The organism is Saccharopolyspora erythraea (assembly GCF_018141105.1).
Taxonomy (GTDB): Bacteria; Actinomycetota; Actinomycetes; order Mycobacteriales; family Pseudonocardiaceae; genus Saccharopolyspora_D; species Saccharopolyspora_D erythraea_A.
Window position 1 is genome coordinate 7,590,074 of the sequence record NZ_CP054839.1, and the last position, 23,932, is coordinate 7,614,005.

The 23,932-nt window shown below is 72.0% G+C and carries 25 protein-coding genes; 6 read left to right on the top strand and 19 right to left on the bottom strand.

The genetic code is table 11. The features are described 5' to 3' along the window. Positions 1–78: 78 nt before the first annotated feature. Positions 79–1,677 (bottom strand): malate synthase A, encoded by a 1,599-nt coding sequence (gene aceB, locus HUO13_RS33995; protein ID WP_211898966.1) that lies wholly within the window; start codon positions 1,675–1,677, stop codon positions 79–81. 239 nt (positions 1,678–1,916) lie between these two features. On the opposite strand from aceB, the gene HUO13_RS34000 reads away from it, so the two are divergent. Both HUO13_RS34000 and HUO13_RS34005 read left to right on the top strand, forming a co-directional pair. Continuing rightward, positions 1,917–2,690 carry an IclR family transcriptional regulator gene (locus HUO13_RS34000; RefSeq protein WP_211898967.1) on the top strand — a complete coding sequence of 258 codons (774 nt, stop codon included), beginning with the start codon at positions 1,917–1,919 and terminating at the stop codon, positions 2,688–2,690. Positions 2,691–2,933: 243 nt separating this feature from the next. After that, positions 2,934–3,866, top strand: a complete 933-nt coding sequence (locus tag HUO13_RS34005; protein ID WP_211898968.1) for an acyl-CoA desaturase — start codon at positions 2,934–2,936, stop codon at positions 3,864–3,866. Positions 3,867–3,922: 56 nt separating this feature from the next. Here the strand turns inward: HUO13_RS34005 and HUO13_RS34010 are convergent, their stop codons facing one another. Next, positions 3,923–4,408, bottom strand: a complete 486-nt coding sequence (locus HUO13_RS34010) for an STAS domain-containing protein (protein ID WP_211898969.1) — start codon at positions 4,406–4,408, stop codon at positions 3,923–3,925. A gap of 263 nt (positions 4,409–4,671) precedes the next feature. On the opposite strand from HUO13_RS34010, the gene HUO13_RS34015 reads away from it, so the two are divergent. Further along, positions 4,672–5,376, top strand: coding sequence for a GAF and ANTAR domain-containing protein (locus HUO13_RS34015; protein WP_211898970.1), 705 nt, complete (start codon positions 4,672–4,674; stop codon positions 5,374–5,376). On the opposite strand, the gene HUO13_RS34020 is transcribed toward HUO13_RS34015, so the two are convergent. From HUO13_RS34020 to glmS, 7 genes are all read right to left on the bottom strand, one after another. Continuing rightward, complete coding sequence (locus HUO13_RS34020; protein WP_249124281.1) at positions 5,342–6,004, bottom strand: DedA family protein; 663 nt, start codon at positions 6,002–6,004, stop codon at positions 5,342–5,344. The two genes, HUO13_RS34015 and HUO13_RS34020, sit on opposite strands and share 35 nt — an antisense overlap. Then, the gene (gene tsaE / locus HUO13_RS34025) at positions 6,001–6,471 is read right to left on the bottom strand and encodes a tRNA (adenosine(37)-N6)-threonylcarbamoyltransferase complex ATPase subunit type 1 TsaE (RefSeq protein ID WP_211903351.1); all 471 of its coding nucleotides are present in this window, start codon (positions 6,469–6,471) and stop codon (positions 6,001–6,003) included. Before tsaE ends, HUO13_RS34020 begins: the two co-directional genes overlap by 4 nt. A 5-nt stretch (positions 6,472–6,476) precedes the next feature. Further along, entirely contained in the window at positions 6,477–7,565 is a 1,089-nt protein-coding gene (locus tag HUO13_RS34030; protein WP_211898971.1) for an alpha/beta fold hydrolase, read from the bottom strand. Positions 7,566–7,686: 121 nt separating this feature from the next. Then, positions 7,687–8,823, bottom strand: coding sequence for an alanine racemase (gene alr / locus HUO13_RS34035; RefSeq protein WP_211898972.1), 1,137 nt, complete (start codon positions 8,821–8,823; stop codon positions 7,687–7,689). A gap of 259 nt (positions 8,824–9,082) precedes the next feature. Beyond that, on the bottom strand, positions 9,083–10,588 hold the full coding sequence (locus tag HUO13_RS34040) for an NAD(P)H-hydrate dehydratase (RefSeq protein WP_211898973.1): 1,506 nt from the start codon (positions 10,586–10,588) through the stop codon (positions 9,083–9,085). A gap of 91 nt (positions 10,589–10,679) precedes the next feature. Further along, on the bottom strand, positions 10,680–11,048 hold the full coding sequence (locus HUO13_RS34045) for a holo-ACP synthase (protein ID WP_211898974.1): 369 nt from the start codon (positions 11,046–11,048) through the stop codon (positions 10,680–10,682). Between the two features lie 7 nt (positions 11,049–11,055). Beyond that, positions 11,056–12,918 carry a glutamine--fructose-6-phosphate transaminase (isomerizing) gene (glmS, locus tag HUO13_RS34050; protein WP_211898975.1) on the bottom strand — a complete coding sequence of 621 codons (1,863 nt, stop codon included), beginning with the start codon at positions 12,916–12,918 and terminating at the stop codon, positions 11,056–11,058. A gap of 92 nt (positions 12,919–13,010) precedes the next feature. Between glmS and HUO13_RS34055 the strand changes: the two genes are divergently transcribed. Then, complete coding sequence (locus HUO13_RS34055; protein WP_211898976.1) at positions 13,011–13,874, top strand: dienelactone hydrolase family protein; 864 nt, start codon at positions 13,011–13,013, stop codon at positions 13,872–13,874. 22 nt (positions 13,875–13,896) lie between these two features. Here the strand turns inward: HUO13_RS34055 and HUO13_RS34060 are convergent, their stop codons facing one another. After that, the gene (locus HUO13_RS34060; protein WP_211898977.1) at positions 13,897–14,595 is read right to left on the bottom strand and encodes a hypothetical protein; all 699 of its coding nucleotides are present in this window, start codon (positions 14,593–14,595) and stop codon (positions 13,897–13,899) included. A 135-nt stretch (positions 14,596–14,730) separates the two neighbouring features. Between HUO13_RS34060 and HUO13_RS34065 the strand changes: the two genes are divergently transcribed. Then, complete coding sequence (locus HUO13_RS34065) at positions 14,731–15,324, top strand: hypothetical protein (RefSeq protein WP_211898978.1); 594 nt, start codon at positions 14,731–14,733, stop codon at positions 15,322–15,324. 70 nt (positions 15,325–15,394) lie between these two features. Beyond that, complete coding sequence (locus HUO13_RS34070) at positions 15,395–16,075, top strand: hypothetical protein (RefSeq protein ID WP_211898979.1); 681 nt, start codon at positions 15,395–15,397, stop codon at positions 16,073–16,075. A gap of 57 nt (positions 16,076–16,132) precedes the next feature. Here the strand turns inward: HUO13_RS34070 and HUO13_RS34075 are convergent, their stop codons facing one another. The 9 genes from HUO13_RS34075 to rplM form a co-directional block, all read right to left on the bottom strand. Then, positions 16,133–16,774 carry a hypothetical protein gene (locus tag HUO13_RS34075; RefSeq protein WP_211898980.1) on the bottom strand — a complete coding sequence of 214 codons (642 nt, stop codon included), beginning with the start codon at positions 16,772–16,774 and terminating at the stop codon, positions 16,133–16,135. 3 nt (positions 16,775–16,777) lie between these two features. Beyond that, positions 16,778–19,708 (bottom strand): hypothetical protein, encoded by a 2,931-nt coding sequence (locus HUO13_RS34080; protein ID WP_211898981.1) that lies wholly within the window; start codon positions 19,706–19,708, stop codon positions 16,778–16,780. Then, complete coding sequence (locus tag HUO13_RS34085) at positions 19,705–20,016, bottom strand: type VII secretion target (protein ID WP_211898982.1); 312 nt, start codon at positions 20,014–20,016, stop codon at positions 19,705–19,707. The genes HUO13_RS34080 and HUO13_RS34085 overlap by 4 nt, the downstream gene beginning before the upstream one ends. A gap of 204 nt (positions 20,017–20,220) precedes the next feature. Beyond that, positions 20,221–20,631 carry a hypothetical protein gene (locus HUO13_RS34090; RefSeq protein ID WP_211898983.1) on the bottom strand — a complete coding sequence of 137 codons (411 nt, stop codon included), beginning with the start codon at positions 20,629–20,631 and terminating at the stop codon, positions 20,221–20,223. Between the two features lie 73 nt (positions 20,632–20,704). After that, positions 20,705–21,046: a hypothetical protein gene (locus tag HUO13_RS34095; RefSeq protein ID WP_211898984.1), complete on the bottom strand. Its 342-nt coding sequence runs from the start codon at positions 21,044–21,046 to the stop codon at positions 20,705–20,707. A gap of 179 nt (positions 21,047–21,225) precedes the next feature. Beyond that, on the bottom strand, positions 21,226–21,399 hold the full coding sequence (locus tag HUO13_RS34100; RefSeq protein WP_211898985.1) for a hypothetical protein: 174 nt from the start codon (positions 21,397–21,399) through the stop codon (positions 21,226–21,228). Positions 21,400–21,450: 51 nt separating this feature from the next. Then, on the bottom strand, positions 21,451–22,785 hold the full coding sequence (glmM, locus tag HUO13_RS34105) for a phosphoglucosamine mutase (RefSeq protein WP_211898986.1): 1,335 nt from the start codon (positions 22,783–22,785) through the stop codon (positions 21,451–21,453). A 149-nt stretch (positions 22,786–22,934) separates the two neighbouring features. Further along, positions 22,935–23,432 carry a 30S ribosomal protein S9 gene (gene rpsI, locus HUO13_RS34110; protein WP_432757870.1) on the bottom strand — a complete coding sequence of 166 codons (498 nt, stop codon included), beginning with the start codon at positions 23,430–23,432 and terminating at the stop codon, positions 22,935–22,937. 23 nt (positions 23,433–23,455) lie between these two features. Beyond that, entirely contained in the window at positions 23,456–23,902 is a 447-nt protein-coding gene (gene rplM, locus HUO13_RS34115) for a 50S ribosomal protein L13 (RefSeq protein WP_211898987.1), read from the bottom strand. Positions 23,903–23,932: the final 30 nt, after the last annotated feature.

Here is a 23,932-nt window from a genome sequence, read left to right on the forward strand (position 1 = left end):
TCTCACGGGTCGCCGACGGGGTTCGGCCCGTGCGTCCACGCGGGACGCACGGGCCTCGGGACCACCGCAGGCGACGGCTCAGTCGATCTGCTCGTAGGCGGGCAGCGTCAGGAAGTCGACGAACTCGTCGGCCACCGCGACCTGCTCGAACAGCTCGACGGCCCGGCCGAGGTCGTCGACCGGGAAACCTTCCTCCGAGCGCAGCTGCTTCTCGGTGTCGGCGAGGACCTCCCTGACCAGGTCCTTGGTGACCTGCCGGCCGTCGGCGAGCACGACGCCGGTGTGCAGCCACTGCCAGATCTGCGAGCGGGAGATCTCGGCGGTCGCGGCGTCCTCCATCAGGTTGTGGATCGCCGCGGCACCGTTGCCGCCCAGCCAGGACACGATGTAGCGGACGCCGACGTCCACCGCCGCGCGCAGGCCCTCGACGGTCTTCTCACCCGGGGTGGAGGCCACGTCGAGGAGCTGGTCGGCGGTGATCTGGACGTCCTCGCGGACGTTGTCGATCTGGTTGGGCTTGTCGCCCAGCACCGCGTCGAACTCCTCGAAGCAGATCTCGACCAGGCCCGGGTGGGCGACCCAGGAGCCGTCGAAGCCGTCACCGGCTTCGCGCTTCTTGTCGTCGTGGACCTTCTGCATGGCCTTCTCGTTGGCCTCGGGGTCCTTCTTGTTCGGGATGAACGCCGCCATGCCGCCGATGGCGAACGCGCCGCGCTTGTGGCAGGTGCGCACCAGCAGCTCGGTGTAGGCGCGCATGAACGGCGCGGTCATCGTGACCGAGTTGCGGTCCGGCAGGATGTAGGAGTCGGACTCGCGGAAGGTCTTGATGACGCTGAACAGGTAGTCCCAGCGGCCCGCGTTGAGGCCCGCGGAGTGGTCGCGCAGCTCGTAGAGGATCTCCTCCATCTCGAACGCGGCCGGGAAGGTCTCGATCAGCACCGTGGCGCGGATCGAGCCGTGCGGGACGCCGAGGTCGGCCTGGGCCTTGGTGAACACGTCGTTCCACAGCCGGGCCTCGAGGTGGCTCTCCATCTTGGGCAGGTAGAAGAACGGCCCGGTGCCCCGCTCGATGGACTCCTTGGCGTTGTGGAAGAAGTACAGGCCGAAGTCCAGCAGCGCGCCCACGACCGGCTTGCCGTCGACCAGCACGTGCTTCTCGTCGAAGTGCCAGCCGCGCGGGCGGACCAGCGGCACCGCGTGCTGCACGTCGTCGCGCAGCTTGTACTGCTTGCCCTCCGGCGTGGTCAGCTCTACCTGCTTGCGGATGACGTCGTAGAGGTTGACCTGGCCGCCGACGACGTTGGCCCAGTGCGGGGTGTTGGCGTCCTCCAGGTCGGCCAGCCAGATGCGCGCGCCCGAGTTCAGCGCGTTGATCGACATCTTGCGGTCGGTCGGGCCGGTGATCTCGACGCGGCGGTCGCGGATGCCCGCCGGGGGCTCGGCGACCTTCCAGTCGCCCTCGCGGATCTCGCGGGTCTCCTCCAGGAAGTCGAGGCGGCCCGCCCTGGCGGCCTCGGCACGGCGCTGCTTGCGGCGTTCCAGCAGCTCATCGCGGCGCGCGCCGAAGGCGCGCTGCAGGCCGGCGACGAACTCGAGAGCCTCCTTGGTGAGGATCTCGTCCCCGCGCTCGACCGTGCCTCCGAGCACCTGGACGCCCTCTGCCGTGGTTTGGGACATGGAAAGTCCACCTCTTTCTGAGTGCCGGGTTCGCAGATGGTGGCTTGAAAACTCACCTTGCCGCTTGGAGCGCGCCCTCGCACCTGAACGGCGCTCGCTCTCGCTCGCTAGCGGTACGCCCGTTATGTTTTCTGCATCGTGGATGTTAGTTTCCGCATAGCGTTCGAAGCAACATGAGCTGTCGCACCTTCGACGGACTAAACTCGTCGGGCAGTTCGAGTGGAGAGGAAGAGTGTGCGATGACGACCGGGCAGCGCCGTGCCAACCAGGGCGGAGGTGTGCAGTCCGTCGAGCGCACCTTCGACCTGCTGGAACTGATGGCCGACGCAGGCGGCGAGGTGGCGCTCTCCGACCTCGCGGAGTCCTCCGGGCTGCCGTTGCCGACCATCCACCGCATCATGCGAACGCTGGTCAGCGCCGGGTACGCCCGCCAGCAGCCGTCGCGCCGCTACGCGCTGGGCCCCCGGCTGATCCGGCTCGGCGAGACCGCCAGCCGCGCGCTGGGCGCGTGGGCGCGGCCGTACCTGGCCGAGCTGACCGAGGCCACCGGTGAGACCTCGAACATGGCGGTGCTCGACGGCGAGCAGATCGTCTACGTCGCGCAGGTGCCCTCGCAGCACTCGATGCGGATGTTCACCGAGGTCGGGCGCCGGGTCGACGCGCACGCGACCGCCGTGGGCAAGGCCGTCATGGCGGGCATGCCCGCAGAGGCGGTCACGCAGATGCTGACCAGGGCGGGCATGCGGCCGCAGACCGAGCGCACCATCACCACCGTCGAGGACATGCACGCGGAGCTGGACCGCATCCGCAAGGACGGCTACGCCCTGGACGACGGCGAGCAGGAGGTCGGCGTGCGCTGCTACGCCGTGGCCGTGCCCGGCGCACCGGCCGGGGCCGGCATCTCCATCAGCGGCCCCGAGGGCCGGATGACGCGCATCTCCACCGACGAGGTCATCCCGCTCATGCAGCGGCTGGCCCGCGAGCTGTCGAACGAGCTGAGCGTCTCGGCCTGACCGACTCGGGCATCCTGCCCGAGACGTGAGCGGCCGCGAGGGAACACCACGCTCGGACGTCCCCGCGCATCGCGACCGGTCGTCCACAGTGGAGCGGCGGCTCCCCGGGGCGTTGCCGACCGGGCCCGCCGTGTTCACCACGTCTTGATGGCCGGTTCGTTGCCCGCCGGGCGGGATGGCGGTTTCGTGGACGTCGCACGTGAGGTGTTCCTCCCAGCCCCGCCACCCCGATGCGAGGTCCACATGAGCGCTCCGACGCCCGACGTCCCGAAACCGATGCTGGCCGGCCGGCGTCCACTGGCCCCGCACGTCTCGGTCTACGTGTTCATCCTCGTGCCGCTGCTCGCCCTGGTCACCGCCGTGCCGCTGGCGTGGGGCTGGGGCCTGCTGCACTGGTGGGACCTCGCGCTGGCAGCCGGCTGGTACGTGGTGACGATCCTCGGCGTCACGATCGGTTTCCACCGCTACTTCACCCACGGCGCCTTCCGCGCCAAGCGCTGGCTGCGGATCACGCTCGCCGTCGTGGGCAGCATGGCGGTGCAGGGCCCGATCCTGCACTGGGTGTCCGACCACCGCCGCCACCACGCCTTCGCCGACCGGGAGGGCGACCCGCACTCGCCGTGGGCGTTCGGCTCTACACCGCTGGCGCTGGCTCGCGGCTTCTGGCACGCCCACATGGGCTGGGTCTTCGAGCGCGACCTGACCAACCAGCAGCGGTTCGTCCCCGACCTGCTCGCCGACCGCGACATCCGGATCGTGCACCGGCTGTTCGGTCCGCTCACCATCGCCACTCTGGTGCTGCCCGCGCTGATGGGCCTGCTCATCGCGGGCACCTGGTGGGGCGCAATCACCGCGTTCTTCTGGGCCGGGCTGGTGCGGGTCGCCTTCCTGCACCACGTGACCTGGTCGGTGAACTCGATCTGCCACCTGGTCGGCGAGCGGCCGTTCCGCAGCCGGGACAAGGCGGCGAACTTCTGGCCGCTGGCGCTGCTGAGCATGGGCGAGTCCTGGCACAACCTGCACCACGCCGACCCGACCTGCGCCCGGCACGGCGTCCAGCGCGGCCAGATCGACATCTCGGCGCGGCTGATCTGGGTCTTCGAGAAGCTCGGCTGGGTCAGCCACGTCCGGTGGCCGACGCCCCGGCGACTCGCCCGGCTCGCCGCGAGCGGCTGACCGGCGGCATCCGCCCACGGCGACCGAGCCGACCGGCCCGGCGGGTGACCCGCGGATCAGTCCGCGGGAGCGCGCCGGCTCTGCGGCACGAGCTCTTCCGAGCTGCCGGACCCGTCGGCCAGGACGGCCGCGCGGGCCTCGGACGCGCTGTCGTAGCAGGCCAGCGTCCGGTCCAGTCCGCTGGCGGCCAGCGCCCTGTCCACGGTCCGGGTGTTGCTGACCACGCCGAAGGCGAGGCCACGGTGCTGGGCGTAGCGGTTGGCCGCGACGAGCAGCTCCAGACCTGCGACGCCGAGGAACCTGAGCCCGCTGAGGTCGACCACGATCGCCGAGAGCTTGCTCATCAGGCGTGGCCACAGCAGGTCGGCCAGGGCGGGCGTGGTGAGCGCGTCCAGTTCGCCGGAAGCGCTGAGGACGGCCAGTTCGGGGTCGGTGAAGTCCAGCCGCAGCCGCAGGGGAAGTCCCGCGGTCGGGCCGCCCACACCGCCGGTGGGCGCGCGCGTCGTCTCCGACTTGGCTGCGCCGGGCGTGTTGGCAAGCACGAGTGCTCCTTGTCGTCGTCGATTGCCCAATGGCCCGCTTGTGACGAGGGGGAGCCAAAGGCGAGGGCCGTGCCCGCCCAAACGCCGGTTCGGCGACGAACGGCTTGGGAGCAAACACACGGCACCTCGGGTCCGTTGTGCCAGCTGTTTGCTCAACCAGCCACCATCAACCCTACGGACCGGGTCGCGGAGTGTCGATCCCCCCACGCGGCGCTAGCGTGTGCCAGTAGAGGTCGGCTGGGATACCTGGAGGATGTCCGGACATGAACGGCGGTTCGCAGGAGGGGCTGGCGGTGGCGCTGGCGAGGATGGCACGCGACCTGCTCGCCCAGAACACCGTGCAGAGCACCCTGGACCACATCGCCTCCTACGCGGTCGACCTGGTCGACGGGTGCGAGCACGCCGGGATCCTGCTGGTGCACCCCGGCCGCGAGATCGACACCGCCGCCGCCACCAGCGACCTGGTGCGCGAGTCCGACCGCCTGCAGGGCGAGCTCGGTGAAGGCCCCTGCCTGGACGCGGCCAGGAACAAGGAGGATGTCTACCGGATCGCCGACATGACCCGCGAGGAGTACCGGTGGACGCGCTACGTCCCGCACGCCCGCCGGATGGGCATCGGCAGCATGATGGGCTTCCTGCTCTACACCGACGAGGACGAGCTCGGCGCGCTGGACCTCTACTCCTCCCGCCCCAACGCGTTCACCGAGCACTCCGAGCTGGTGGGCTGGCTGCTCGCCTCGCACGCGGCGGTGGCGTTCTCCAGCGCCCGCACCTCCGCGCAGCTGCACGCGGCCATCGCGACCCGCCAGGACATCGGCGAAGCGCTCGGCATCATCATGGAGCGCTACAAGATCACCGAGGACGAGGCGTTCAAGGTGCTCAAGCACACCTCGCAGGAGAACAACGTCAAGCTCCGCGACATCGCCCGCCGGATCACCGAAACCGGCTCGATCCCGGGCGCCCGTTAGCGCAGGCGGGCGCCGTGCCGGGCGAGCCGGACGCGGCTCGAGGAGCCCGGCGCCGGACCCACTGGACCACCAGCAGAATCACGGCGACCGCCGCCACGAGCGGCAAACCCATGAGTCCCACCACCGACTCCACGCGCTCGTAGGCGGCTCCGGACCAGGCGCCGAGCAGCACCAGCGCACTCGCCCACACCACCGCCATCGGCACGTTGCACGCGGTGAAGCGGGCGTGCGACAGGCCGGAACGGGCGGCCAGCCTCGGTACCAGCGTCCGCACCACGCCGAAGCACTGCGCCACCGCGACCGCGACACCGGCCCTGCCCTCCAGCGCCGCTTCCAGACGCCGCGCGCGCCTTTCGCCCAAGCGCGCGGTCACGCGCTGCTCCAGCGGTCCGCCGCGGCGGCGGCCGCGCAGGAAACCGTGCTGACCGCCCAGCGCGGAGGCCGCGGCGACGGTCGCGATCGCCGCCCACACCTCCACCACGCCCTGCCCTGCCAGGAAACCGAGCGCGAGCACCAGCGGCGAGCCGGGCAGGAAGACCCCGACCAGCAGACCGGACTCGGCCATCAGCTCCACCGCGACCACCGCGAGCAGCAGCTGCGCCGGTACCGCGGACAGCAGTTCGATCACACGAAGCCCGGGTGCTCGGCCAGCCACCGCACCCAGCGCTCGCCGTGCGGCTCGAAGGTGATCTCGCGGACGTCGTCCTCGCGGCGGTGGATGCGCAGCACGAGGTAGTCCTCCGACAGGTGCTCGGCCACGCCCTCGCCCCACTCCACCACGACGGCGGCGTCGGTGAGGTCGGTGTCCAGGTCGAGGTCGTCGATCTCGTCCAGCCCGCCGAGGCGGTAGGCGTCGACGTGCACCAGCGCGGGACCGTCGCCCTCCGCCGGGTGGTGCACCCTGGCGATCACGAACGTCGGCGAGGTGACCTGTCCCGTCACGCCCATGCCCGCCGCGACCCCGCGCGCGAGCACCGTCTTGCCCGCGCCCAGCGGCCCGTCCAGCAGCACCAGGTCACCCGCCCGGAGCTCGGCGCCCAAGCGGGCGCCCAGATCCAGCGTGGCGGACTCCGTCGCCAGCTCCGCCGTCGGCAACGACCTCAACTGCCGGTCACCTCCTCCTTGCCGGGAGCCGACCTTCGAACCAGCGCGACCAGGTGCTCGGTGACCAGTTCGTGGCGCTCCATCATCACCATGTGCCCGGCGCCCTCGACCCGCACCAGCTCGGCCTCCGGCAGCTCGGCCGCGATGACCTCGGCGTGCGAGTACGGCGTCAGCCGGTCGGCGTCGCCGCCGAGCACCAGCACCTCGCAGTGGCGCAGGCCCGCCAGCGCGGCCTTGCGGTCGTGGGAACCGATCGTGTCCAGGAAGTCGGTGACGACCTCGACCGAGGTCGCGCCGATCATGTCGGCCATCAGGTCGACCAGCTTCGGGGACACGCTGTTGTCGCCGAAGGCAAGGCCCCGGATGACGGCCCAGGTCAGCTGCCCGCCGGTGCGCCTGGCCCGCTCGACCAGCCCCGGCTGGATGCCCGCGAGCAGCGCCAGCCCCCTGGTCAGCGGGTTGCTCTTGGACAGCCACGGGCGCGGGAGGCCGGAGGCGCCGATCTCACCGGCCGAGGTGCCGATCAGCGCGACCGCGCAGACCCGGTCGCGGAACAGCCGCGGCTGGCGCTCGGCCAGCGCCATGATCGCCATGCCGCCCATCGAGTGCCCGACCAGCACGACCGGTCCGCGGCTCGCGGTCGCCCGCAGCACCGCGTCGAGGTCCCTGCCGAGCTGCTCGATGGTGCTGCGCTTCTTCGACGAGCGCCCGGAACGGCCGTGGCTGCGCTGGTCGTACTGCACCAGCCGCACCCTGGGGTCGGTCAGCTTAGGCAGATCGCGGCGCTGGAAGTGCCAGCAGCGGGCGTCCAGCGTGTAGCCGTGGACGAGCACGACGGTCAGCTCGGCGTGGCCGCCGTCGGCGGGCTTGATCTCCTCCACTACGAGCGGCACACCGTCGTCGGCGGCCACCGTCGACTGCCGGTCGGGCTTGAGCGCGCCCAGCGGCTCGTCGGCGAGGGGATCGTCGGCCTTGCGCTGCGTCGCGATGCGCGAGCTGCGTGCCGCGACACCGACGGCCGCGCCGGTGACAGCGGCGCCCAGCACACCGGTCGTCCACGCCAACGCCTGCCACAGCGGTCTCACGACACCTCCGCAACACCGAGCGGGACCGCCTCGCACGGGGCGGCCGGAACCTTCGCGACACGGCCGCGCACGGCGAGCCGCGGTGCGGGCTCTGCGCAGGCACGGCCCGCTCGGGCGGGCCTCACGCCCGCTCCCCGACGACGGTGCGGGTCACCCTGGGCCGGTACATGCCGGTGACGATCTCGTAGTGGATGGTGCCCAGCTCGTCCGCCCACTCGGCGGCGGTCGGCTCGCCCCGGTCGCCGGGGCCGAAGAGGATCACCTCGTCGCCCTCCTGCACCACGTCGTCCTCGCAGAGCACGACGAGCTGGTCCATGCACACCCGGCCCGCGACCGGCCTGCGCCTGCCAGCCAGCCACACCGACATCCGGCCGGACAGCGTCCGGGGCACCCCGTCGGCGTAGCCGACCGGCACCAGCGCCAGGTTCACCGGACGGTCGGCGGTCCAGGTGTGCCCGTAGGACACGCTCTCGCCCGCGGCGACGCGCTTGGTCAGCGCCACCGAAGAGCGGAAGGTCATCGCGGGCCGCAGCCCGTGGTCGCCGTCCTGGGGAACCGGGTCCAGGCCGTAGACGGCGATGCCCGGCCGCACCAGCTCGAAGTGCAGGTCCGGGCGGGTCAGCACCGCGGCGGAGTTCGCGATGTGGCGGATCGGGGCCAGACCCGCGGCTCGCGCCCGCTCGTAGGCGCGCCGGAAGCGCAGGGCCTGGTCGTCGATCGACGGGTGGCCGAGCTCGTCGGCGCACGCCAGGTGCGACCAGACGGCCACGACCTCGACGTGCCCATCCGCCTCGGCCTTCGCGGCCTCGTCGACCAGGTTCGGCCACTCGGCCTCCGGGCAGCCGCTGCGGCTCAGCCCGGTGTCGATCTTCAGGTGCAACCGGGCGGCGACGCCGAGCTCGGCGGCCGTCGCGGCGATCTCGCGCAGCCCGCGCACCGACGACGTCGACAGCTCGACGCCATGCCGCAGTGCGGGGGCGAAGTCGTCGCCGCGGGAGTACAGCCAGCACATCAGCGGCGCGGTGATCCCGGCTTCGCGCAGGGCGACCGCCTCGCCGAGCGCCGCGACGCCGATCTGGTCCGCGCCCGCCTCGAGGGCGGCCCTGGCGACGGTCACCGCGCCGTGGCCGTAGCCGTCGGACTTGACGATCACCATCGTGCGGGCGCCTGCGGCGCGGGCCGCGAGCACCCCGACGTTGTGGCGGATCGCGTCGACGTCGATGCGCAGGTCAGCGCGGTAGGCGTGCTGGTCACTCATGGCTTTGCCATCGTCGCACATCGACGGGGCGCGATCATTGTGGTATCGGCACCAAACCACCCGTCACGGCCTGTGCGACCAGCCAGGCCCAGCCCGGCGCCACACCTGCGCGCGGCGCCGGACGACGGACGGTCACCACGCCCACGCCGGGCGTCACGGCCGAGTGAGGCCCCCGAGCCGGACGGGTGAGCACGCCGCGAGGCTCGAACCCCGGACATGCGCGGCGTCCGCGAGCGGCCGGCCGGCCGGCTTCGCGCGGTCACACGGCCTCGGCGCGAACGGCGCGGATCGCGTCCGGGACGGACGCGAGCAGCGCCGAGGCACCGATCGGCGCCCCCACCGCATCGGCGCCGGCGCCGCCGGTGGCGGCGAGCAGACCCGCACGCGAGTGCACGAGGCCGGCGAAGCCGCACGCGGCCCACGGGTCGATCCCCGCGGCGAGCAGCGCACCGATCAGGCCGGTGAGGACGTCACCGGAACCGGCGGTCGCGGGCCAGGACTGCCTGGCCGAGTTGACCAGGACCCGCCCGTCCGGGGCGGCGACGACGGTGGTGTTGCCCTTGAGCAGGACCACGGCGTCGTAGCGGGCCGCGACCTCCCGCACCGCCGACACCCGGTCCGCTCCGACCTCGCCCGCCAGCCTGGCGAACTCGCCCGCGTGCGGGGTCAGCACCAGCGGCGTGTCGGGGTCGCGGGCGTCCCACAGCGTCGGGTCCTCCGCGAGCAGCGTGATCGAGTCGGCGTCGGCGCACACCGGGACACCCGCTTCGAGCACGTGCCGGAGCACCTCGCGCCCGCTGCCGCCCGTACCGATCCCCGGCCCGACCGCCCACGCCTGCACGCGTCCGGCGTCGGAGACCGAGCCGGTGGCCACGACCTCCGGCCAGTGCGCACGCACGACGTCGGCGGCAGGACCGGCGTAGCGCACCATCCCGGACGTCGCCTGCACCGCCGCGCCTCCGGCGAGCACCGCGGCCCCCGGGTAGGTGGCCGAACCGGCGGCGATACCCACGACGCCCTGGCTGTACTTGTCGTCCGAAGCGCTCGGGACCGGCCAGCAGGCGCCGACCTCGGCGTCCTCCAGCAGATAGAGCTCCGGGTCTGCGAGGAAGTCGTCCAAGCCGATGTCGGCCACCTCGACCCGGCCGGAGTGCACGACACCGGCGCCCAGCACGTGGCACGGCCGGTAGCCGCCGAAGGTGACCGTGACATCCGCGCTCACCGCGGGCCCGTCGACCGCGCCTGTGAGCGGGTCGACACCGCTGGGCAGGTCGACCGCGACGACGGGCGCGGTGACCCTGCGGACCAGCTCCGCCGCCACGGGCCGCAGGCCGCCGCGCGCGGAGAGCCCCACGATCCCGTCGACCACCACGTCCGCGCGCTCGACGGCGTCGGCGGCCTCGGCGCCGATCCCCGCCGTGTCGGCGCTCGGGCCTTCGGCCTCGACGACGCGCCCGCCTGCCTTGCGCAGCGCCGCGAGCCCCGCCGGGTGCGCCTTGTCCGGCGACAGCAGCACCGCCGTGACACCGGCGCCGCGCCGCCGCAGGAAAGCCCCGGCCCACAACGCGTCGCCGCCGTTGTTGCCCGCGCCGACCAGCAGCGTCGCGTGGCGGCCGGTCACTGCCCCGGTGCTCTCGTCGAGCAGGCGGGCGGCGTGCACCGCGACCGCGTACGCGGCACGGCGCATGACCTGCGGTTCAGGGGTCCGCGCGAACAGCCTCTGCTCAGCGGCGCGGATCTGGTCCGGTGTCCATGCTCCGTACATCGGCGTGCTCCCCTGGACGCGGCGGTTGTGCGGCCTACAGTCTGGCCGAGCCACCGGCCTCAGCACCGGGGGGATCACCGCCGGCACGCGGTCAGGCTTCGGCCACCACGAACGCCGACGCCATCTCCGCGTCGTGGGTGAGCGAGACGTGCCAGGCGGTGACACCCCGGGCCTCGGCGGCACGCGCCAGCCGGCCCGACACCCGCAGCGACGGCCTGCCGTCGTCGGCCTGCAAGACCTCGCAGTCGGTGAACCGGCACCCCGACGGCACGCCGAGCGCCTTGGCAGCCGCCTCCTTGGCGGCGAACCGCGCGGCCAGCGAGGTGACCGAACGCGCCGCGCCGTCGCGGGTCCGCCGCTCCGCCGGGGTGAACACGCGCTCGGCCAGCGCGGGCGTGCGCTCCAGCGACTCGCCGAAGCGGACGACGCCGACCAGGTCCGTGCCGATGCCGACGATCAACCGCCGCTCACTCCACCGTGACGGACTTGGCCAGGTTGCGCGGCTTGTCGACGTCGTAGCCGCGCGCACGCGCGATCTCGGCGGCCAGCACCTGCAACGGCACCGTGGACACCAGCGGCTGCAGCAGCGTCGGCACCGCCGGGATCTCGACGAGCTCGTCGGCGAACGGCCGCACCGTCTCGTCGCCCTCCTCGGCGATGACGATCGTGCGCGCCCCGCGGGCCTGGATCTCGCGGATGTTGGACAGCATCTTCGAGTGCAGCAGCGCCCGCCCCTTGGCCGACGGCATCACCACGACCACCGGCAGGCCGTCCTCGATCAGCGCGATCGGGCCGTGCTTGAGCTCACCGGCGGCGAAGCCCTCGGCGTGCATGTAGGCGAGCTCCTTGAGCTTGAGCGCACCCTCCAGCGCGATCGGGTAGCCGACGTGCCTGCCGAGGAACAGCACCGCCTTGGAGTCGGCCAGCTTCTGGCCGAGCGCGCGCATCTGCTCGACGGTGCCCAGCGTCTGGCGGACCGCGTCGGGCATCGCGGCGAGCGCGGAGAACTCGCGGGCGACCTCGTCGGCGTACTTGGTGCCGCGCGCCTGCGCGAGCGCCAGGCCGACCAGGTAGTTCGCCGCGATCTGGGAGACGAAGGTCTTGGTCGCCGCGACCCCGATCTCCGGGCCCGCGTGGGTGTAGAGCACCGCGTCGGACTCGCGCGGGATCTGCGCGCCGTTGGTGTTGCAGATCGCCAGCACCCTGGCGCGCTGCGTGCGCGCGTGCCGGACGGCCTCGAGGGTGTCGGCGGTCTCACCGGACTGCGAGATCGCCACCACCAGCGTGTCGCGGCCGAGCACCGGGTCGCGGTAGCGGAACTCGCTGGCCAGCTCGACCTCGACCGGGATCCGGCACCAGTGCTCGATCGCGTACTTGGCCAGCAGGCCGGAGTGGTAGGCCGTACCGCAGGCGACCACGAAGACCTTGTCGATGTCGCGCAGGTCCTGCTCGGTCAGCCGCTGCTCGTCGAGGATGATGCCGCCGTCGTGGAAGTGGCCGCGCAGCGTGTTCTCCAGCGCGCCCGGCTGCTCCTCGATCTCCTTGAGCATGAAGTAGTCGTGGCCGCCCTTCTCGGCGGCCGACAGGTCCCAGTCGACGGTGAACGGCCGGGCCTCGACCGGCTCGCCCGCGAAGTCGGTGACCTCGTAGCCGTCGCGGGTGATGGTGACGACCTGGTCCTGGCCGAGCTCCACGGCGTCGCGGGTGTGCTCGATGAAGGCCGCCACATCGGAGGCCAGGAAGGTCTCGCCCTCGCCGACACCCACGACCAGCGGCGAGTTGCGGCGCGCGGCCACCACCCGGTCCGGGTCGTCGGCGTGCGTGACGACCAGCGTGAACGCGCCATCGAGGCGGCGGACCACGGCCGAGACGCTGGCGGTGAGGTCGCCCGCGGTGCTGCCGTTGGTGTAGGCGGCGGCGATCAGGTGCGCCGTGGTCTCGGTGTCGGTGTCGCTGGACATCTCGACACCGGCGGCCTCCAGCTCGGCGCGCAGCTCGGCGAAGTTCTCGATGATGCCGTTGTGCACCACCGCGACCCGGCCCGCGACGTCGCGGTGCGGGTGGGCGTTGCGGTCGGTGGGCGCGCCGTGGGTGGCCCACCTGGTGTGGCCCATGCCCGCGGTGCCCGCGAAGCGGTCACCGTCGAACTCGGCCAGCCGCGTCTCGAGGTTCGACAGCGCACCGGCCGCCCGCTCGACGGCCAGACCGCCGGAGCCGTCCAGCAGCGCCACGCCGGCGGAGTCGTAGCCGCGGTACTCGAGCCTCCTGAGCCCGTCGAGCACCACGCCCAGCGCCTGGCGATGTCCTACGTAACCCACGATTCCGCACACACCCGGCAGCGTAACTACCGCTATTGGTCCATACCTCGCGAGGACCGGTGGACACCGCGCGAAACCACCCGGGTCCGCTACCGTTGCTGACCATGGCGCGGACTGCCAAGAAGGCACTCGAAGAACTGTCCCGGCGGGGCCCGCACGAGGTGCTGCACGGCGACCTCGCCGTCGTCGGCCTGCCGGGGATCGTCTGCACGCCGCGCGAGGGGCTCGGCCTGCCGGCCGTGGCCTTCGGACACGGGTGGCTGCAGCCTCCGCGACGCTACCTGGGGCTGCTGCGGCACCTCGCGTCGTGGGGCATCGTCGTCGCCGCCCCCGGCACGCAGGGCGGCCTGTTCCCGTCGCACCGGCTGTTCGCCTCCGACCTGCGCACGGCCCTGGACATCTGCGTGAACGTCCGGCTCGGCGAGGGGCGGATCAGCGTGGACGGCGGCAGGCTCGCGCTCGCCGGGCACGCCATGGGCGGCGGCTGCGCCGTGCTGGCCGCGGCCGAGGACGAGCGGGTGCGCGCCGTGGCGACCCTGGCCGCGTCGGAGACCCACCCCTCGGCGTTCGAGGCGGCCAAGGCGGCCCACGTGCCCGGCCTGCACCTCGCGGGAGCCAACGACCTGCTCGCGCCGCCGGTCTCCAACGCCGAACCGATCGCGCAGGCGTGGGGCGGGCCGGTGCAGCTGCGGACTCTGAAGAAGGCCAGCCACCTCGGCTTCGCCGAGGGACGCCACTGGACGGAGCTACTGCTGCACGGCAGGTCGGAGTGGGGCACGCAACGCATCGCCAAGGCCATGGTCACGGCCTTCCTGCTGCGGACCCTGACCGGCGACCGGCGCGGGGACGCCCTGCTGGAGGGCGACCTCTCCGGCGCGGCGATCGACCACGCGCACACCCGCGGCGGCCTGGTGTCGGTGGAGCCGGCGGACAAGCGGAAGTCACGCCGGCGGCGCAAGGCGGCGTGACGGGCGGGGCGGGAGCGCCAGGTCAGCGCGGTGGCTGCTGGCCCCACTGCTGAGGGGGCGGCGGAGGCATCTGCTGCGGCTGGCTAGGCGGCGGCTGCTGGGGATAGCCCGGGGCCATCGGCTGCTGACCTGGCTGCGGTCCCGGCCCGGCGAAGCCCTGCTGCCCCGGAACGGGACCTTGCGGGTGGCCGGGCACGGGGAAGCCCTGCGGCTGAGGCTGCCAGCCCTGCGGCACCGGCTGCCCGGGCGCCCGGCCGTCCGCCGCGCGGCCCACCGCCGGAAGCAGCATCACCACGGCCACCGCCACCCAGAGCAGCATGTAGACCGGCAGCGTCACGAACGCGGGACCACCGGCGAACCCCATCGCGAGCGCGCCGACGCAGTCCAGGACCGCCACCACGCCCACACCGGCCACGACGAAGCGGGCCCAGCCGAAGCGCGTGACGAGCAACACCCCACCCGCGATCGCGGCGAGGCCGAACAACATCGTCAGCAGCGGCGACAGGAAGTCCAGCGAGGCCAGCGGGAAGAACCGGTAGAGGACCACCGGCCCGGCCAGGACCGACAGTCCGGCCACCACATGCACCAGCCCGAGCACGGCGCCCGCGATACCGGCGACCAGCACGGGAGCCCGCGACGGCTGCGGGGCCCCCGGCGGCGGCCCACCCTGCCAGCCGGTCGGCTGCGGCGCCCACCCTCCCTGCGGGAATCCCTGCGTCATCGCTCTCCTCCCAACGCCCGCGGCCGCCGCGGTTGCCCGCGACAGGATAGGCCAGCGATCACGGCGTGGGAGGCGAAGCGGCCGAATCGCGGAAACCGGCCTCCGCACAGGCAAGATCAGCGACAATCTGCGCCCATGAACACGCCGCACCCGCCGTACGGCCAACCCCAGCAGCCGGGATACCTGCCGCAACAGCCGGGACCGGGGTACCCGCCGCAGGCCCCGCCTGGTTACCAGCCCCAGCCGCCCCAGTACCCCGGCCAACAGCAGGTGCCCTACCCGCAGCAGCCCTACGGACACCCCGGCTACGGGCAGGCGCCATCCGGCGGCTCGAGGGTCGGAGCGATCATCGTGGGTGTCGCCGCGATCATCGTCGGGCTCTACGTCGTCATCGACTTCATCTCGTTCACCTACCCGATGACGATGATCCTCATGGTGCCCGGTGGCCTGGTTCTCATGGCCGCAGGTGTCCTGCTGATCCTCCGGCAGCGGATCTCGGTCTACCTGACCATCGCCGCCACCGCGCTCTTCGCCGCGGACATGATCAGGATCATGGTCACCCGGGTCGTGAACATGGACGAAGACCAGAGCGTGGCCGACGTCCTCTACAACTGGGCCAGCGTGGCGACGCTGGTACCGGCCGCGGTCATCATGGTCCTCACGCTGCTGCCGTTCGTCCGCAACACCTTCAAGCCGACGGCCCCTGCCGGTCAGGCGGTCTATCGGTAACCGCCGAGGCGAAGCGGTCAAGTCGCGGGAACCGGCCTCGGCACCGGCGAGATCGGAGAGAATCCACCCCATGACCACGCCGCAGCCTCCCTACGGCCAGCCCCAGCAGCCGGGGCCCGGATACCCGCCCCAGGCCCCGCCGCCCGGTCCGCCCCCGCAGGCTCCCCCCGGCTACCAGCAGCAACCGCCGGCCGGATACCCGCAACAGCCACCGCCCGGACAGCCCGGCTACCTACAGCAGCCGTACGGCGCCCCGCAGCAGTACGGGCAGCCGCCGCAGTTCGGCGCCCCGCCACCGGGCAAGCCCAGCCCCGGCCTGGTCCTCGCGACCGCGATCGTCGACATCGCGGTCGCGATCTACGCACTCGTCATGGGTGTCCTGCTCGGTCTCAAGTCCCTCGACGGGTGGACCGACCCGGAGTTCCTGTCCGTTCCGGGCGAGCTGCTCTCAACGCTGGCCGCGCTGATCCTGCTCGCCGCGGGCGGTGTTCTCGGCTTCGGCGCCGTGCAGCTGTTCCAGAAGAAGCGAGCCGGGGTCCGCTTCACCTGGCTCGGGGGTGCGCTGGCTCTGCTCAGCTTCCCGGTGGACTGGGCGGGCAGCATCGTCGGCACCCTGACGCTCGCGCCGCAGATCATGAGCTTCGAGCACGTCATCGACATCATCCGGCCGATCTCGATCGTCACCGTGCTGGCCGGCGCCGCCGCGCTGGTGCTGGGACTGCTGCCCCAGCTCAAGCGCAGCGTGCAGTGATCCGGGCGTGAACGCCGAAGGGGGCCGGGGCTCCGGACCCCGACCCCCTTCGCGGTGTCACCTCAGCCAGTTCTGGTTCTCGTAGTCGTCATCGTCGTCGAACGTCTGACGCGGTGGCGGCTCCCGCCTGGGCGCAGGCTTCGGCGGTGGCGGCGTAGCCGCGGCAGGCGGTTGTGCCGGCTGCTGGTCGCGGCGGCCGAACCGCCCCGACTGCACCTGCCAGCGCCGATCAGGTGCCGGTGGCTGCGGGGCGGCGTGCTCCGCAGCGGCCGCGTGCCGCTGCGCCTGCCAACCGCCGGCGCCGGTGCCCGCGGGCCCGGTGGGCTGCGGGGCCTGCTCGGCGGCGGCCGGGGTCACTTCAGCGGGCTTCTTGATCGGGTAGTTGTCGATGACGTCGCCGAACTCGTCGGCGATGTCGTCCTTCGGCTCGTCCAGGTCGTCGTCCTCACCCCCGATCTTGATCTCCTCGGCACCGTGCTTGGGGTTCGCGGCGGCCTCGCGCTCGGCGATCCGCTCGCGCACCCGCTGCTCGATCTTCTGGACCTTCTCGGTGAAGCTCTTGCCCGCCTCCGCCGCTTTGCGATCGGCGTCGTTGGCGGCCTGGACGTTGACCTCCATGCGGGCGGTCGCCGTGGCCCTGATCTCCTCGAACTTCAGTCGAGCAGCGGCCACCGCCTCGCTGACCTCACCTGCCGGCATGGCTCATCGCCCCTTGTCTTCGCCGAGAACCGAACGGAACCGCACGTTGGACGGGTCGACGCCGTCGTCGAACAGCTGGCCCTGGGTGCGCCACGGGCTGGAGTTCTGCCGCTCCTGGTCGCCGCCCTGCTGGGCACCGCCACCGCCCATGCCACCCATGCCGCCCATCATGCCGCCGCCCATCGCGCCCTGGCTCGCACCGGCGCCCTGGCTCGCACCGGCCCCGCCGCCGGAGTCGCCCATCGACCCAAGGCCGGTCGCGCCCTGCGGACTTCCCGCCGCGGCGTCGCTCATCGACGCCAGACCGGTCGCTCCGGCCTGGCCACCCGGCCCCTGCCCGAAGGGCACGCCACCGGGCTGCTGGAAGCCCGGCTGCTGGGGGCCGCCCGGGGGCTGCGGTCCACCCGGCTGGCCGGGTTCCTGGCCGAGACCGCCGAAGAGCTGGCCTGACGTGCTGCCGAAGGAGTTCTGGCCACCGTCGCCGTAGCTGCTGAACATGTTGGTGCTGGCCGACTGGGGAGCCGTCGCGGCCGGTCCCGCCGCCGCACCCGCGGGCTGCGGTTCGCCGACGCCACCGCCGTCGTAGGTCGGCATGGCGCTGCCACCGCCGAACGACGGAGCACCACCGTCGTAGCCGGGCGCCGCACCGGCGCCGCCACCGTCGTACGTGGGCATCGCGCTGCCGCCACCGAACGACGGAGCCCCTCCGTCATGTCCCGGCGCAGCGCCGACGGCGCCACCGTCGAAGCCCGGCACCGCGCTACCGGCGTCGAACGGAGGCAGCGGGCCCGCGCCGGGCGCCGCGGCAGCCGCGGCCGGCTCGGCACCGACCGGCGGCGCGAAACCGGCGCCCTCCGGGCCGACCGGCGCCGCCGCCCCGCTGCCCGCGAACGCGGCCGCGGTCTCCGGCACCTCGCCGATCCGCGACTGCGGGACGGCCCCGGGCTCGTCGTCACCGAAGTCGACGGTCTGGTTCAGCGGCGGCTGACCACCGCCGTTGTCGATGTTGACCTTGATCTCGCCGTCGGGCGTGCGCTCCAGCGTGATCGTCCGGTCACCCTCGTGGATGACGGCCTTGCCGTCGGGACCAGGCTGCACGGGAATCCCGGCTTGGCCGCCGTCGGCGGGCATGCCTCCGACCTGCGGAGGCACGCCGGGCGAGCCCGCAACGCCGCCGGGCATTCCGCCGCCCGGCATCCCGGGTCCCTGACCAGGCATTCCCGGAGCAGATCCGGGCATACCGCCCACCGGCGTCCCGACTCCGCCGGGCACGGCGCCGCCCTGTCCGGGCATGGTCGTGACACCGGGCATCGGCTGGCCGGGAGCGCCGCCGCCTTCGGGCGGGAACTGCACGTCGTAGGTCTTGGGCTTGCCGTCCTCGCCGATCACCTGGACCGGCACGGTGCCGTCCTTGCCGGGCTCGGAGATGCTGACCGCGTCCTTGCCCTCGCCGAGGGTGACCTTCTCGGGCTGCTCGCCCGCACCGCCCCCGGCACCTCCGGCAGCGCCACCGGGTCTGCCTGGCTGCGGCACCTCGGGCATCTCCGGCGGCTTCGGCATCTCCGGGGGCTTGGGCATGTCACCCGTACCGCCACCACCACCGGCGCCCGCGCCACCGCCAGCACCCGCACCGGCTCCACCGCCGCCGGTACCGCCGCCACCGGAACCTCCTCCGGTGCCGCCGCCACCGCCGGAGCCGCCGCCCTGCTGGCCACCGCCCTGACCGCCGCCCTGCTGCCCCGGCTTGTCGCTGCCGCCGGGGTTCTTGAACGGGTCCTCCTCGACCTTGCCGAGGTGGTCGGTCAGCACCTTCCACGCGTCGTCGACGGCCTTCTTGGCTTCATCGCAGATACCGATGACGCCGTTGTACTTCTCCTGGAAGTTCGGGGAGAAGACGCTCCCGATCCATTCCTGGGCCTTGTTCGCGACCTTGGTCTTGAAGTTCTCGTCGTCGAGGCAGCCGTCGTCGACCTCGATGTTGAAGTAGCCGCAGACCTCTTTGAGCTTGTCGTCGTCGAAGTTGTTGGTCGCGACGTCGACGATCTTGCGGACTTGGTCCTTGCCCTTGCCGTCGACCGTGCTGACGTCCTTGATGCAGTCGAGGACCTTCGACGCCTTGGAGTTGACGTGGTCGGACACCTGGTGGATCGCCTGACCTGCGATCTCCCCGGTGTCACTCAGGTAGTCGCCGACCTTCGAGGCCCCGGCGTTCATGTCGGCGAACGCCTTCTGCGACGCCTGCGACGCGCCGCCGCTCCAGCCGTTCCATACCCCGGTCATCCGGTCGGCCATGGCCTTGCTCTGGTCGCGCTGGGTCTTGGCGGCGTTCTTCAGCTCTTCGATGTCGGCCTGGAAGTTCGCGAAGTTGATGTCGCGCTGCTCGTTGTAGCGCTTCTCGACGCCCTCCCTGGAGGTGTCGCCCTTCGGCGGCTGCTTCAGGTGGCCGGGGACGTCCTTGTAGATCGGCGAGAAGTTGCTGAAGTACTCCAGCGCCGGCTTGCCCTTGTCCAGCAGCTCGTTGGAGTTGCTCACCCCGGCGCTGCCGTCGGAGGACTTGCGCTTGATGTCCTCCAGCGCGCCCTTGCCGTCCTTGACCGCCTTGTCGTAGCCGCCCTCGGTGTCGGCGCTCTTCTTGGCCGCGTCGTAGGAGCCCTTGAGGTCGGTGCTGTCGGACGCCGAAGAAGTCTTGTCGTAATCGACGGGGTACTTCTTCTCGTACTCGGCGAGCTCGTCACGGACCTTGTCGCTGGCGTCCATCGGATTATCGTCGGAATCAGAGTCCTGAACCCGGCGATATTCCTTGTGCGGCATGATGTGGGACTCATCCTTGAGATTTCGGATGAGGTCCTGCTTCTGGGCTACCGGAACGTTGGGGTCGTCGAGGACCTTCTTGACCTCGGCCCACGACGGGTGGTCGGGGTAGTTGTCGCTCACTGCCCACCGCCCGACTGATTGATGGTGTCGGCGTTGGCCGCGTCATCCCATTCGTAGCCGCGGGCCGCGGAATTCAGCTTGTTCGCGTAGTCATCGGTGACCTGGGCGTTCTTCTCGATCGCCTTGCCGAGCTTCTTGAGCCCGTCGAAATAGGGCTGCGCGGCACCCTTGTGCTCGCGCCCGAAATCACCCGCCCCCAGCTTCGAGGCTTCGATCCCCTTCTTCAGCTCACCGATCGCATCCGAGCATCCTTTGATGGATGTCGCGGCGGATGCGAGTTCACCGGTGTTGGCACCGATCCCAGTCACCGCGAATCTCCCCTCACCGTCGCCCAACGGCCCGCGTCGCGCGCGGCCGTTCCTGGCGTTCAGACGGCCCCAAGTCGTGTTCCGTTCCCGATCCTGTCAGATCGCACGCACGAATCCGCGCGGTTCGGCGCATCTACTTGCACTAGCGAAGGGTTGCGCCACCAGACGGGGGTGGGACGCCTGCCCGGAGGGCGGCGACAGACGCTACTGCGGCGGGTAGGGGCCCTGCGGGGGCTGCTGGTAGCCCTGCTGCGGCGGCTGCGGGAAGCCCTGCGACGGGGACGGCGGTTGCACCTGCTGGGTGGGCTGCTCGAAACCCTGTGCGGAAGACGGCGGGTACACGTGCTGCGTGGGCTGCTGGAAGCCCTGCGCGGGAGACGCCGGGTACACCTGCTGCGTCGGCTGCTGGAAACCCTGGGACGGCGGGAACTGCTGCTGGCCGAACTGCTGCGGCTGCTGCTGCGGCGGGTACTGCTGACCGAAGCCCTGCTGCGGCGTGAAGCCACCCTGGGGCTGCGCCGGACCAGACTTGCTCTTGACGATGAGGAACGCGGCGAGCGCCCCCGCTCCGCCGCCGATGATCAGCGGCAGCACGATGCTGAACAAGAACCCCATGACAACCTCCCTGGTCGGGCAACCCCAAGCTACCGAACGCACACGGCCGTCGACGAGGCCGCCCCACGCGCGGTCACTGCGACGGTGGGCCCTGCGGAGGCTGCTGGGAGCCCTGAGGCGAAGAGGGCGGGTACACGTGCTGAGTGGGCTGCTCGAAACCCTGCGCGGAAGACTGCGGATACACCTGCTGCGTCGGCTGCTGGAAACCCTGCGACGGCGGGAACTGCTGCTGGCCGAACTGCTGCGGCTGCTGCTGAGGCGGGTACTGCTGGCCGAAGCCCTGCTGGGACGCGAAGCCCTGCGGGGGCGGGGCAGCTCCGGACTGGTTCTTGGTCATCAGCATGGCGACGAGCGCGCCCCCGCCCGCACCGCCGACGGCGCCCACCAATACTGCGAGCACGAGCTGGAAGCCCACGGCGAATCTCCCCTTCGGTCGACTGGTCCCGAAGGTATCTGAGACCGGCGCGCTCTGGGGAGGACGGCGGGAGGCTCAGGAGAGCTGGGTGAGGGCGAGGACGACCAGGAAGGTCAGCGCCATGGCCGCCAGCGGCAGGACCAGCAGGGCCAGCACGCCGCCGAAGAACTCGCCGCGCATCACGCCTCCTCTGAGCGGCGGCGGCGCAGCCGGGTGGACATCCACGAGCCACCCACGTGGGCCACGTTCGCGGCTTTGAGCCCGACCAGCACCAGAGCCGAGAGAATGATCATGGCGGCGACCAGCCCGACCGCGACGAGCCCGACTGTGATGGCGACAACGATGGCACCCATGTGAGCAGGCTCTCACATATTGCGGGCGAGCGGAGACCTAGATCACAAAGATCACCGAATCGCGGCAACAAGTTCGGCCAAACGCCCGGCCACCCGCTGCGCGGTCCCCTCGCTGCGAGCCTCGACCATCACGCGCACGAGCTGCTCGGTGCCCGACGGCCGCAGCAGCACGCGGCCCTCGTCGCCCAGCTCGGCCTCGGCCTCGGCCACGGCCTTCGCCACCTCGGGCGCGCCGCACGCGGTCGCCTTGTCCGCGACCCGGACGTTGACCAGCACCTGCGGGAGCCGGGTCATCGTCGCCGCCAGCTCCGCCAGCGGCCGCCCGGTCTCCACCACCCGGCCCATCAGCCGCAGCGCCGTGAGCAGGCCGTCGCCGGTGGTGGCGTGGTCCGGCAGCACCACGTGCCCGGACTGCTCCCCGCCCAGCGAGAAGCCGCCCTCGCGCAGCTCGGCGAGCACGTAGCGGTCGCCGACGGCGGTGGTGCGCAGCTTGACCCCGTGCTCACGCATCGCCAGGTGCAGGCCGAGGTTGCTCATCACGGTGGTGACCAGGGTGTCGTCGGCGAGCTCGCCGGCCTCCTTCATCGCCACCGCCAGGATCGCCATGATCTGGTCGCCGTCGACGACCGAGCCGGTGGCGTCCACCGCCAGGCAGCGGTCGGCGTCGCCGTCGTGCGCGACGCCGAGGTCGGCGCCGTGCTCGACGACCGCGGCCCGCAGCCCGTCGAGGTGGGTGGAGCCGACGCCTTCGTTGATGTTGAGCCCGTCGGGTTCGGCGTTGAGTGCGATCACCTCGGCCCCGGCCAGCCGGTACGCCGAGGGCGCGACAGCGGCGGCGGCGCCGTTGGCGCAGTCGACCACGACGCGCAGGCCGTCCAGCGGCTGCGGGGTGGCTTCGAGCAGGTGGTCGACGTAGCGGTTGCCCGCCTCGGGGACGTCGCGCGCGCGGCCCACGGCGGACCCGGTAGGCCGGTCGACGCGCTCGTCGAGCCGGTCGGCGATCTCGTCCTCGACCGCGTCCGGCAGCTTGTGCCCGCCCGCCGCGAACAGCTTGATCCCGTTGTCGGGCATCGGGTTGTGCGAGGCGGAGATCATCACGCCGAGGTCCGCCCCCGTCGCCGAGACCAGGTGCGCGACCGCAGGCGTGGGCAGCACGCCCACCCGCAGCACGTCGGCGCCCGCCGAGGTCAGGCCCGCGGTCACCGCGGCCTCCAGCATCTCACCGCTCGCCCGCGGGTCCCGGCCGACCAGCGCCACCCTGCGACGGGAGTCGTCGCGTTCGTAGAGCACCCGCGCCGCCGCCGATGCCACCGACAGCGCCAGCTCGGGCGTGAGATCGGCGTTGGCCAGCCCTCGTACTCCGTCAGTGCCGAACAACCGGGACATGTGCAGCAGATCCTCCTGTCAGAAGCGGTGAGGCGAAGCGTCGGGGCCGGGTCGCACCGGAGTGGACACCTGTGCATACAACTGCGGGAGCAGTCCCTCGCCCCCAGGGACGAACGACTGCTCCCGCAGATTGTGTGGTGCTCTCCAGGTCAGCGCTTGCTGTACTGCGGAGCCTTGCGGGCCTTCTTGAGGCCGTACTTCTTGCGCTCCTTCTCCCGCGAGTCACGGGTGAGCATGCCGGCCTTCTTCAGCGCCGGGCGGTCGTCGGCGTCCAGCTCGACGAGCGCGCGGGCGATGGCCATGCGCAGCGCGCCGGCCTGACCGGAGGGGCCGCCGCCGCGCAGGGTGGCCGCCACGTCGAAGCTCTCGCCCCGCTCGACGGTCACCAGGGGCTCCTTGATGAGCTGCTGGTGGACCTTGTTCGGGAAGTACTGCTCCAGGCTCTTGCCGTTGAGCTTGAAGCCACCGTTGCCCGGCACCAGCCGGACGCGGACCACGGCCTCCTTGCGGCGACCGACCGTCTGCACCGGACGACCGGCGGGCACCGGCGCGATGTCCTCGGCGACGGGGGCGTCCTCGGCGACGGGGGCGTCCTCGGCGGCCGGGGCTTCGTCGACGGCCGGGGCTTCGTCGGCCGGAGCGGTCACTTGCTCTTCGTGCAGTTCGTCAGTCACTTCTGAACCTTCGCGTTGATCTCGAACGGCTGCGGGTTCTGGGCCTGGTGCGGGTGCTCGGGACCGGCGTAGACCTTGAGCTTCTTGCCCATGGCCCGGCCGAGCTTGTTCTTCGGCAGCATGCCCTTGATCGCCTTCTCGAGCAGCCGCTCGGGGTGCTTGTCCAGCACCTGGCCGAAGGACTGCTTCCGCAGACCGCCGGGGTAGCCGCTGTGCCGGTAGTGGAACTCCTGGTCCCGCTTGTTACCGGTGAGGGCCACCTTCTCGGCGTTGACGACGACGACGAAGTCGCCGGTGTCGACGTGCGGAGCGTAGGTCGGCTTGTGCTTGCCGCGCAGCAGCAGCGCGGCCTGGGTAGCCAGCCGGCCGAGCACCACGTCCTCGGCGTCGATCACATGCCAGGCGCGGGTCACCTCGCCGGCCTTCGGGCTGTACGTGCGCACGGGTCTACCTCGTCGTCGTTCGCGTCGGAA